This is a genomic window from Pseudanabaena sp. 'Roaring Creek', from assembly GCF_001402795.1.
In the GTDB taxonomy this organism is placed as follows: domain Bacteria; phylum Cyanobacteriota; class Cyanobacteriia; order Pseudanabaenales; family Pseudanabaenaceae; genus Pseudanabaena.
On record NZ_LIRE01000371.1, the window covers coordinates 1 to 11,911 of the forward strand.

The 11,911-nt window shown below is 45.1% G+C and carries 9 protein-coding genes and 1 tRNA gene; 5 read left to right on the top strand and 5 right to left on the bottom strand.

Features of this window, described 5'->3' with window-relative positions; translation table 11 throughout:
* The 5 genes from AC805_RS25625 to AC805_RS12555 all read left to right on the top strand — a co-directional run.
* Window positions 1-124, top strand: a 124-nt coding sequence (locus AC805_RS25625) for a helix-turn-helix domain-containing protein (protein ID WP_197278715.1), incomplete at its 5' end; no start/stop codon positions are given.
* Between the two features lie 368 nt (window positions 125-492).
* A complete protein-coding gene (locus AC805_RS12540) occupies window positions 493-3,108 on the top strand; it encodes a right-handed parallel beta-helix repeat-containing protein (protein WP_197278716.1) in 2,616 nt (871 codons plus the stop codon).
* A gap of 274 nt (window positions 3,109-3,382) precedes the next feature.
* Window positions 3,383-4,759 carry a glycogen synthase GlgA gene (gene glgA, locus AC805_RS12545; protein WP_055075750.1) on the top strand — a complete coding sequence of 459 codons (1,377 nt, stop codon included), beginning with the start codon at window positions 3,383-3,385 and terminating at the stop codon, window positions 4,757-4,759.
* Between the two features lie 210 nt (window positions 4,760-4,969).
* On the top strand, window positions 4,970-5,872 hold the full coding sequence (locus tag AC805_RS12550; protein ID WP_055075751.1) for a hypothetical protein: 903 nt from the start codon (window positions 4,970-4,972) through the stop codon (window positions 5,870-5,872).
* A gap of 165 nt (window positions 5,873-6,037) precedes the next feature.
* Window positions 6,038-6,460, top strand: coding sequence for a hypothetical protein (locus AC805_RS12555; protein ID WP_055075756.1), 423 nt, complete (start codon window positions 6,038-6,040; stop codon window positions 6,458-6,460).
* Between the two features lie 154 nt (window positions 6,461-6,614).
* Here the strand turns inward: AC805_RS12555 and AC805_RS12560 are convergent, their stop codons facing one another.
* The 5 genes from AC805_RS12560 to recR all read right to left on the bottom strand — a co-directional run bounded on the left by AC805_RS12560 (window position 6,615) and on the right by recR (window position 11,642).
* Entirely contained in the window at window positions 6,615-9,152 is a 2,538-nt protein-coding gene (locus tag AC805_RS12560) for a CHAT domain-containing protein (RefSeq protein WP_055075752.1), read from the bottom strand.
* Between the two features lie 177 nt (window positions 9,153-9,329).
* The gene (locus AC805_RS12565) at window positions 9,330-9,848 is read right to left on the bottom strand and encodes an FKBP-type peptidyl-prolyl cis-trans isomerase (RefSeq protein WP_055075753.1); all 519 of its coding nucleotides are present in this window, start codon (window positions 9,846-9,848) and stop codon (window positions 9,330-9,332) included.
* A 131-nt stretch (window positions 9,849-9,979) separates the two neighbouring features.
* A tRNA-Phe gene (locus tag AC805_RS12570) sits at window positions 9,980-10,052 on the bottom strand.
* Window positions 10,053-10,363: 311 nt separating this feature from the next.
* Window positions 10,364-10,882, bottom strand: a complete 519-nt coding sequence (locus tag AC805_RS12575) for a YdcF family protein (RefSeq protein WP_231662792.1) — start codon at window positions 10,880-10,882, stop codon at window positions 10,364-10,366.
* Window positions 10,883-11,036: 154 nt separating this feature from the next.
* Window positions 11,037-11,642 carry a recombination mediator RecR gene (recR, locus tag AC805_RS12580; protein WP_197278717.1) on the bottom strand — a complete coding sequence of 202 codons (606 nt, stop codon included), beginning with the start codon at window positions 11,640-11,642 and terminating at the stop codon, window positions 11,037-11,039.
* Between the last annotated feature and the right edge of the window lie 269 nt (window positions 11,643-11,911).

The window sequence follows — 11,911 nt, forward strand, 5'->3', positions numbered from 1 at the left end:
TACCAAACTCGAACCCGATCCGCGCCATCCTAAATATATTAAAACCGTATATGGTGCGGGATATTGCCTCGAGCTTCCCCATGATAACGATAGCAGCCCAGACGATGGCGCGATCGCTGAGTAATACCAAGTTAAGAAATGGCTACGCCATTTCTTAACTTGAAAAACCTTGTGGCTAGGTGCAATTAAATCAAAACCCCAAAGAAGAGTGGCGGCGCAAAGCGCCGCCACTCTTCTTTGGGGTTTTGATTTGTCCTAGATATCTCCTACGTTGCTACAGTACTTTCCAGAAAATTTTGCAAATTTCATATAGTCGAGTATTCGGCAACACAGGGGTGTTGAGACCTTAACCTTCAAAATAAGTTGGATGTAGATTCTTGTTAGAAAAATGGGTTATTAGGGACTATGCAGAAAAGAGCGTCATCTTGGGGATTCAAATCTTGTTGTTTATCATCATTAATATGTATAAATGGAATAGTCGTATCAGAAGTGGTGAGTCAGACTAATCCATTTCCACTTGATGCTCAAATTCGTTATAACGGCAGTGGTGCAGGCATAGATGGTAATACTAGCGTTGAGTTACGCATTCCTCTCAATCAAACACCAGAAAACTTTTTATATCTTAATCCTCAAGTTCGGCTCTTTAACAATGGGCGCATGGGTTCTAACCTTGCCGTCGGTTATCGATCGCTAAATGACATTGGCAAATATGTACTAGGTGGCTATCTAGCCTACGACAATCGCGATACGGGAGCGCAGTTTTTTCATCAAATTTCCGCAGGTTTAGAGTTTTTTGCGGAATCTTGGGATATGCGACTCAATGCCTATCTTCCAGTGGGCAAGACTAATACCCAATTGAGCGAAACGCTCCTCAACAGTGGAACTTTTCAGGGCACTCAGTTTTTAATCGATCGCGAGCGTCGTTTTGATGCCGCCATGGGTGGTGTGGAGTTGGAAGCTGGCACAATAGTCAACACAGGCGATGCTGGCTATCTGCGCCCCTATCTCGGAACCTATTATTACACCGCTACCAATAGCATCGGAGCCTTAGGTATTAAGGGGGGCTTAGCGTACTATGGCGATCTCGTTAATGCGGGTTTATCGATTCAGAACGATCGCATTTTTGGAACCAGCATTCTTTTCAATATTGGGATAAATCTTTCCAACCGTTCGGAAAGAAAAGTTACTCCGCCGACATTGCTCGACCGCATGAACGAACCGCTTTCGCGGAATGGCTCCATCCTAGTCGAGAATCAAACCGTTCGCGATGGACTTGTCGCCATCAATCCCGTAACAGGTCAACCTTACAGTTTCTTTGTAGTCGCCGATAGTACTACAGGTTTAAGTGGCACGCCGAATGTTGTGTCTTTTGCTAATTTCTCGACAGCGCTTGCCAATGCGGGTTCGGCTGGGGCAAATGGAGTTGTATATGCCTACAATCCATCGGGCTCGACAGCCCCAACCATAGGCGGCTTTACGATCCCAGATGGGACTAAAGTTGTTTCTAGCGCGCCAACTTTAATTCCAGTTTCATATCAGACTGGTATCGGAGGGACGACCTTCCCTAATATTCCCCTCCCTTCAGGGACGGGAGTATATCCAATAGTTAAAGGCACTGTCACTTTAGCGTCAGGATCTAATCAGATCCTCTCAGGATATGACATTCGCCCCAATAGTTCTGGTGTCGTTGGTACAAACAACATCAATGCCACAGTTGCTGATAACCGCGTTACCATTACTAGCTCTGTAGCGAGCGATCGCGATATTTTTCTTTCTGGATTTAGCGGCAACACTAATGTCTTGCGGAATACAATTTCTAACTCCGCTGGTGCTGGCATTGTGCTGCAAAATGGTTCAGGCAATCCCACAGTTAGCAATAACAATGTCACGATTACTGCCCCAAATACATCCTTGGGCTTTGATGGTCGCGGTATTGTCCTCTCCAATGTGAATGCTACTACTACCACCATTGACGGGAATGCCGTTTCGGGGGCAATCGCTGAAGGTATTCGCTTTGACAATGTAACTGGTAATGCCGCGATTACCAATAATACGGTTTTAAATACTATTCAACCTAAAACACAAACTGGGCTCGAAGCGAGCATTTTTGTACGTACGGGGGCAGGCAATCTCAACCTAAATATTAGTGGCAATACGGTTGGCGATAACAATAAGCTATCCACCTTTGACAATGATGGCGTAACTCCAGTTGCTAACAATGAAATTGATGGCATTGAAGTTAGTGTCTGTCGTCTTTATGGTGATGGCATCGGTGGATGCCCTGCGACTACCACTGCCATTGTTAATATCTCTAATAATGTTATCCGCAACATTACTAGCCCAGCCGCCGCTGGTGACGGCATCGATATAAATTTATCGACAAATGCGATCGCGAGATTTACGATTGCCAACAACAAGGTCTCTAATATTTCCGACAAAGGCATCAGTTTTGGTGCAGATGATGGATCTAAAGCCTCAGCTATCATTAGCAATAATACCTTTAACGGCATGGGCGAGACTGGCATTCAGATCAGAGTCGCCCAGTCAACTGGGGCAACCGCTAATTTAAGTAGTCCTGTGACCTTAGGGGGTGTGACCACTTCAGGAGTGGTAATTTCAGGCAATCAAATTGCGAATACAGGACAAAGCGGTATCCGATTGCGAACTCAAAATGCTGGACAACTCACTGCAACCGTAAATAATAATTCGATCTCGAATGCTAATAACGGTAGTCCTGCGGCTTCTCCAGATGAAGGTGGAATCTTAGTCAGGACTCAAGACACCTCAATCATTCGCGCAACTTTAACCAACAATACAGTCAGCAATACATCTAATCAAACCAACTCTGGTGGCTTGTTATTTAGAAAACAAAACAGTTCTAATTTATGTGTCAAAGTCCAAAACAATCAATCATCAAACGCAGCAGTTGCGGACTATCGATTTAATCAAACTGGAGGGACTGGACAAATTCAACTTTCAGGTATAAGTACTCCCATTAGTACTACGGGTGCGTTACAAACTGCCTTACTAGCTCAAGGAAATACGGGCACTACTTTCGCCATTACTGGTAATGTCAGCGTTCCAACTGCGACATGTACTTTCCCTTAACTGTAGCAATGTAAGTTCTGCTTACTCAAAGCTAAGTGACGGCGCTTCGCGCCGTCACTTAGCTTCTGGGCTTTGATCTGTGATGCTTGTAAGTCCATAGAGAGCCACCTTTATGCAGGTTGGCATAGATCCACCCAAACAACAAAAAAGAAGCCATCTTGATGGGTTTCGTTTTTGTTATTCAAGTAGAGCTTGCAAAAAATAGCTGCTGTAGCGATCGCGCTATGCCTGAAAATAATTTAAATAGCCAGACAATACGAGTAACGATCGAAGAATGAAAATTTTATTTGCGGCGGCTGAAGTTGCTCCTCTCGCCAAAGTTGGCGGTATGGCAGATGTAGTGGGCGCACTCCCCCCGATTCTGAAGAAGATGGGGCATGATGTGCGCATTATCATGCCTTACTACGGCGTGATCCCAGACAAGCTGAAAGAAAATCCTGAATGGATCTGGAAAGGCTATGCCATGTTTCAGGAATTCGATATTTTTCAGACCGTATTACCAGGAACGGATGTCCCTCTTTACTTAGTAGGGCATGGAGCCTTTATTCCCGCCCGCGTATATGGCGGCGATGACGAAGATTGGCGTTTCACGATGTTTGCCAATGCGGTTGCCGAATTTTCATGGAATTACTGGAAACCCAATATCATTCATTGCCATGATTGGCATACAGGCATGATTCCTGTGTGGATGCATCAAGTTTCCGATATTGGCACCGTATTTACAATTCATAACCTCGCCTATCAAGGACCTTGGCGTTGGTTCTTAGACAAAATCACATGGACTCCTTGGTATATGGATGCCCATAACACGATGGCAGGGGGAATCAAGTATGCCGATCGCGTAAATACAGTTTCTCCCACCTATGCGCAGCAAATTTGTACGCCGACCTATGGTGAAGGGCTAGAAGGAATACTTTCATTTCTCAAGCCTTGGGGGATTTTAAACGGCATCGATACCGATTTAGAAAATCCTGCCACTGATACCGCCTTGGTACAAAACTATTCCGTTGATACCCTTGACGATCGCCTTGCCAATAAAATTGCTTTACAAAAAGAATTGGGCTTAACCGTCAATCCTGCCACTTTCTTGATCGGCATGGTCGGAAGGCTGGTCGAACAGAAGGGGCTCGATCTACTCTTACAAACCTTAGAACGCTATCTTGCCTATACCGATGCTCAGTTTGTAGTCTTAGGTACGGGCGAACGCTACTACGAATCCCAACTATGGCAAATCGCGGCTCGCTATCCTGGGCGGATGTCAGCACAGATTCTCTTTAATTCCGCCCTATCCCATCGTGTTTATGCAGGTTCCGATGCCTTTTTGATGCCCAGCCGTTTTGAGCCTTGTGGACTCAGCCAATTGATTGCCCTGCGTTACGGTTCTGTGCCCATCGTCCGCCGCACTGGTGGCTTGGTGGACACCGTGTCCTTCCACGATCCCATCGGTCAGGTGGGAACTGGGTTCTGCTTCGATCGCTACGAGCCTTTGGACATGTACACCTGCATGGTAAGGGCTTGGGAAAGTTACCGCTACACCGATGCATGGCGTTTGTTACAGGAGCGCGGCATGAATAGTAATTTCAGTTGGCAATCATCAGCGGATAAGTATGTACAACTATATCGCTCGATTCCGGGCTTAGAAAATGCCTAATACCAAATTACAAAATGGCTACACCATTTTGTAATTTTAAAACCCTTACTGGGTTTGGTTTTTAATCCCCAAAAGTGTAGCCGCAAGCTACATCCAAAATATGAGTAGTGGCGCTTCGCGCCACTACTCATATTTTGGGTTTGGTTGACTTGCCAATCTTGCCAAGCACTGTAAAAATTACCCTTAACCGAATTTTCAGGCTACTAAGCGATGCGTCAGTTTCCTGTTATCCTCATTCCTCCAGAAGTGCAGCGCATTGCCCAATCTAAGCCCGTTGCGCCCGAACTTAATATTCCCTTACCAAGCCCTCCGCCCAATCAACTACCCGCACCAATTCAGATCCAAGAAGCAATCGCCTTAAGTTTCGGGCTAATTGCGATCGTCGCGATCGTCACTCTTGTGGCAAAGGAGCTGGGGATCATTCTGCTGATCTTGGGTACAGTGGTAATCGTCCTCAGGATCAGATATCAATTTCTCACCTATAAGAGAAGATATCAAAGCCATCAAAATGTGCTGCAAAATTATTTTACAAAGCTAGAAGCCTATTCGCGGGAGGAAGTGAGCTATCAGCAGAAATTAGCGATCGCCCATGCCCCAGAGCGCATCCTTGAGTTTCGCCACTATCAATTTAAAAAGTTCTTTGCCAAACTGCCTCCGCTCGAAAATTTGCGCGTCCTCACTAATTCCGCAGGGCTAGATCTAACGAGCGAACGGGATAAACAAGCGATCGCGGAGACTATTTACAATTTTGGCGTTACGCTGCAAAAACACCTATCGGGAACCCTTTATCAAGGATGTCAACAATATATCCCCAGCATTGATTATCATTGGGCTCCTGCCCTCACCTATGTCAATCCCGAACTAAATGCGCGGATAGCGATCGAGATCGCGAATTCCTCAGAAAGTGCCGCCAGTCTCACGCAAAATGACCTCGCCGATCGCTCTTTAGTCGGTTCGGGGTGGATCATTATCAAATTTGCACAGGAGCAAATCCGCCAAAGTTCAGAATCATGCGGTAAGGAATTTGCAAAGCTCCTCGATCGCTTAAGTCTTGAGTCGTCTGTCCTAGAAGATTTTAAGGATATTCCCGATTTAGTACCCCTCAAAAGGTAGATTACGGCGTAATCTACCTTTTTTATAACAACTGCTACAGCGATCGCTAGTTAATTCGATTTATGGTGAGCAGATGCTAGAATCGGCTACTAAAAGCCGATCGGGCTATGTTTTATAAGTAATTTTTTATTTACCTTTATAGGTTTTAGCATGAGGGTCTTGCCAGTGAATGCTGCCGAACAAGCTAAAAATGTCGAAGTCGCAACCAAAATCGCGACTATTGTCAATTTGTTTAAGGCTATTTATCCTGCTGCGCGATCGGATCTCAAACCTTGGCTAAATAATTCGGATACGCGGAAACTTCTCGATCCCGATTCGATTGATGTGGGCTTTCATTTTCCAGGGGTAAGTTGGCGGCTCAAGGTTCGTTGTATTCTCTTCCAAATTCGCCTATATGAAGATCCTGTCGATGGCGATCTGCGCGCGATCGGTATTGAGGCAAGCGGACATGACTATAAGGGAGAAAGGTGGCGCTTCTCTACAGTGGACAATTGGCAATTTTTAGGCGATAACATCCCTATGGAAGACGGAATCGCTAACTTGCGCGATTTTAGCCGTCAAACCTTAGAAGTTTTCAATCGCAAATAAGAGACAAGTTAAGAAATGGCTACGCCATTTCTTAACTTGAAAACCCTTGCTAGGTTTAGTTTTTATCCCAATTCCCAAAAGTGTAGCTACACTTTTGGGAATTGGGATAAGGTTTTAAAATCACAAAATGTCTAAGCCATTTTGTGATTTGGTATTACCAGCTATTACTAATCAGCACAAAAGACGACCAAAAATAGGGATGACTATAATTGACACCTCCCTTAGTACTTGGCTTAATCATGCTCAACTGTGCTTCCCGCAAAGCTATAGATGTATCACTGTTTGCCCTTCGCAAATTATTATAAAAAGCAGACATCAGTATTTGCGTACCACCATCCGAGACCTTCCACAGCGAAGCGATCGATGCTCTTGCGCCTGCTCGATGGACTTGATAGCCAAAGCCTAAAATCTCCGTACCAGTTCCCAAACTACCCAATCCTGTCTGACAAGCACTCAAAACGACGAGCTGGGTATCTTGCAGCTTTAAATCATTCACTTCGGCTAAGGTGAGCTTACTACCATCACCAAATAACAGATAGGATTCAAAGGGACTGCCATTTTTAAATTCTGCATGGGTTGCCAAATGAATGATGGCATTACCTGCCGCTTTATCCCGAATTATCTGACTCGTAAAATTCTGTTCAATGTATTTATTCGCTTTAGGAAAAGTTGAGGCAATGTTCTCTACTTCGGTAATGGAAGATGGCAGTCCACTCAATCCAAATTTGCTCTCTCCCGCTTTACCGCCAAATGCTCCCGCTAAGATCGTTAAATCAGGCAATGCTTGGCGATCGCGATCCAGCAAACTGTAGGAAATGAGATTATTGATGCGATATCGTTCCACTAACCACTGCTTGCCATCGTAGAGGGTGGCGAGGGGAATATAACGCAAGATCCCATCAGGCGCATAGAGAATGGTCGTAGCCTTTGCTTGCTTGAGATCGGATTCAATCGGTTTGATGAGGATCTCGTATAGCTTCTTTGCCGAGGTCTTGATGTCGTAGGAGCTAGGATCTTGCAAGTCATTACGAAAATCGGCGATCATCTCTTCTAGTTGAGGCTTAGCGATCGCCACCTTACGCGCCGTAGGAATAGAATTAGCCGCAAAAATTACTATTTCCAGACGATCTAGCAGCACTAATGGATAGATGAGCACCACCCCTTGCGGTAGTTTTTGTAAGTATGCTGGAGCCTTATTAAGTTCCGATGGCGCGATCTGCTGGATCTGTTGAGCTAGTTCGCGGTTCAGCGAGGGAATTTGCACAAAGCTCACCGTGGATAGGCGACTAATTTTTGACTCAGGCTCTAAAATCCGCATTCCCTGAGCCGTACGCTCATTTCCTTTGACATTTTGGAGATAGTCTTCCAGTTCTTGGATTTTTAATAGATCGATAATTTGCAGTGCTTCCATCACCCGTCCTTGTTTGAGCAATAGATCCGCAAGGCTACGGTATGTGCCTGCCACCGTTCCCAAAAAGGATCGCTGTTCCTCTTTGCTCAATCCACGAATATCTCTGCGAATCGATTCTTGAATGTTGACCGATTGTTTGTAATAAAGGATCGCTAGCTCGGGTTGTTCTAATTCCCCAAGCAATACGCCCAAATTATTCAGCGCTCTCCCTTCGCCATTACGATCCTTAAGTTGACGAGCGATCGCTAAATCTTGTTGATAAAAGTCCAAGGCTTTTTCATACTTTCTTAACCGATTGTAGGCAATGCCCAGCCCAGCCGCAGCTTTGCCTTCAGCGGCGGTGTCGTTAATGTTACGGGCGATCGTCAATTGTTGCTCCAGAAAAGCGATCGCCTGCTCGTATTGTCCTAACTGCCGATACCCATTGCCGATATTGCCGAGGGTTCTACCTTCTCCACTGCGATCCTTCAGACTGCGCGATATTTCTAAGCCTTGTTTGTACAAAACAATTGCTTGGGGATATTGCTCCAAGTCGCTATAGACCGTACCCAGATTATTGAGCGCCCTAGCCTGTCCGCTCAGATCTTGCAATTCACGGGCGATCGCTAAATCCTGTCGATTGAGATCGATCGCCTTTTCATATTGCCCCAATTCGCGATAAGCAATGGCAAGTCCCCCTAGGGCTCTTCCTTCCCCTGCGCGATCGCTAATCTCGCGGGTAATTGCCAATTGTTGCTGATGGCAAGCGATCGCTTTGGCATATTGCCCCAATTCACGATAGGCAATGCCCATATTTCCGAGCGCATTACCTGCATTTTTACGGTCATTGAGTTGACTCAAAATTTCTATAGCAGGCTGATACATAGCGATCGCTTGCTCGTACTGCCCTAACTGAATATAGTTCAGCCCCAAACTATCAAGGGCATAGGCTTCAGCCCGCCGATCGTTTAATTCCCGCGAGAGGGTCAACCGTTGCTGAAAGAAAGGAACTGCCTTCGCAAATTGCCCAAGACTATAGTAAGCAAGCCCCAAATTATTCCATACCTTGCTTTCCCCAGCGCGGTCTTTGATTTCTTGATAAATCTGTAAAGCGCTTTGCCATGACTGAAAGGCGGACTCGTACTGACGAGTGCGATATTGCTGAAGCCCTTGGTTTAGTAATTGACCTGCTTGGAGCTGGCGATCGCTCTGCTCTTGTGCGCCCAGATCGCATACCAAGGCTTGCATTGGCAGCCCCGACAACATCGTGATTAAGGCGATCGTGACTAACTTTTTATCCATAGCCTTTTATGCATAGCCTTATACCAAATTACAAAATGGCTACGCCATTTTGTAATTTTAAAACCCTTACTGGATTTGGTTTTCAATTCACAAAAGTGTTGCCACACTTTCGTGAATTGGTATTACCCCTAACGAAAAAGCACTGTCTCAAGACAGTGCTTTTTCCGATTGAACGATTTAAGAAATACGTAGTAACTCGACATCAAAGATCAGAGTGGCATTAGGAGGAATGACTCCACCTGCCCCACGAGCGCCATAACCGAGTTCGGGAGGAATAATCAAGTTATAGCGATCGCCAACGCGCATAAGAGATAAACCTTCGTCCCAGCCCTTAATTACTTGACCAACGCCCAGCTTGAACGAAAAAGGACTATTGCGATCGCGAGAACTATCGAACTTAGTGCCATCTTCTAACCTCCCCGTATAATGTACAGTTACGGTATCTCCTTGCTTAGGGGTTGCACCTGTGCCTGCATTGAGCACTTGGTATTTTAGCCCAGTGCCAGTTGCTTTGATTTCGGGATCGCTCATATTTATTAAAGGTGCGTCTGCTATTTTTACTGCTGTTTGATTTGGTACACCTGTAGAGGGTGCGCCAGTACTCGCAACTGCTGTCTGTCCGCCTGTAATTTGCGCAACTACAATGACCAGCACAGCAACCGCCATAATTCCAAAGCTAATCAAAATTCCTTTCAAGGTTATACTCTCCAATCAATTACGTGATGACTTAGCTTTTGGAATCTTATACCAATTAAGTAAAGTGTGACTACACTTCACTCAATCAAAAACAAAAAAGAGCTCGCTGAGCGAACTCTTTTTTGTAAATATGCCAGGAACGAGATTTGAACTCGTGACACGTGGATTTTCAGTCCACTGCTCTACCAACTGAGCTATCCCGGCTGGTTGCGTTTTTTAGCGCTTTATTAAGATAACACCGAAAGTGAATTTCGATCAATATTATTGAAAAAATATTTCTAGAAATTGCAATCCAAGTGCTTTTAATACCAATTCCAAAAAGTGTGGCTACACTTTTTGGAATTGAAAACCAAACCCAGTAAGGGTTTTAAAAACACAAAATGGCGTAGCCATTTTGTGTTTTGGTATAAGTAGCTAAGCATAAGTAAACTTAAAACCTAGAAGAGCGTACCGCCCGCTAAGCGGGCGGTACGCTCTCTGGTTTTGGTTTTTAATTTGGTATAAAACCCAAAATGCTAAGAGCCCGTTACTAACCAAAAAACCGAACGCAGACCGTCACGTAGCGACTTAGTAGGATTTTCAGATTTTATTTGCGACGGAATTGCCACGGGATGCATCTCGATGCCGCGACTACCTAAAACGATTTTGCCAATCACAAGGGCGCGGGGCATATGAAACTCCGAGGTAATTACATATACATCGGTAATTTTGCGCTGCTGAAACTCCGTCACCATCACCGTGAAATTGGTAACCGTATCTACGGCACGATAGTCTAAGTGGAGGCGATCGCGTTTCACCCCAGCTTGATCGAATACATACTGAGCATATTCCTCTGGACTGCCAGAGGATACAAAGATCGGCAGTTGAGGGTGTTCTAAAGCAAATTGAGCAGCAAATTTTTCACGGGTAGGCGAGCCTCCTAATACTAGGATTGCCTGAGGCTCTCTAGCCGTGGGGCTGGCACTGATAGTTGGTAAACATGGAACGCCAAAGATCATGCACCCAGAACCAATTAACCCTGATAAAGCTGTCATAGAACTCATTTTAGGGAACGGGTCAATCATGGTCATTATTGAGTTGCAAACCAGCAAAATATTATCTGCATGATGGAACAATATGCAACATGATATTTCTAGCAGTTGGAAATATTTCCAACTAATTTCCAACTAATTTCAAACTAATTCAAAACTAAAAATCTAATTCGCGTCTGCCCTCGATCGCTTTAGCAAGTGTTACCTCATCTGCATATTCTAAGTCACCGCCCATCGGAATACCAAAGGCAATTCGCGTAACTTTGGTAAAAGGTTTCAATAAGCCACCCACGTATAAAGTAGTAGTTTCCCCTTCGACACTGGGAGCGATCGCCATGATCACCTCCGTGACTCGGTTTCCACTGACGCGCCGTACTAGACTCTGAATATTTAATTGATCGGGACTGATCCCATCCATCGGCGAAATCAAACCGCCCAAAACGTGATATTTCCCGCGATATTCGCGGGTTTTTTCGAGGGCAATTAGATCGCGGGAGTCAGCAACAACACAAATCACTGAATTATCGCGACTGGGATGGGCACAAATTTCACAGATTGGTTCCGCCGATAGATGTCCGCATAGGGTGCAGCTACCGACCTGCTGCTTTGCCTGAACTAATGCTTGAGCGAGGGCTTCTACCTCTTCGGTGGGACGCTTGAGGATATGGAGAGATAAGCGTTGTGCAGTTTTAGCGCCCACACCAGGGAGACGTTGCAACTGTTCGATGAGATTAGCGAGAGGGCGAGTATACAAGACAGGCAAGGCATGAGTTAACGTTAACAATCTTAACGCTAACTCATGCCTTTGCCGTTTTACAAAATTTTTAAAATATATAGCTGTAATACCAATTCCCAAAATGGCGTTGCCATTTTGGGAATCTCAAAACCTTACTGTGTTTGGTGTTTAATTCACAAAAGTGTTGTCACACTTTCGTGAATTGGTATAAACCCAAGAATTAATTGGCGGCGCTTCGCGCCGCCAATTAATTCTTGGGTTTTGATTTGTCCTAATTCAAGTGACTGTAGCTATAG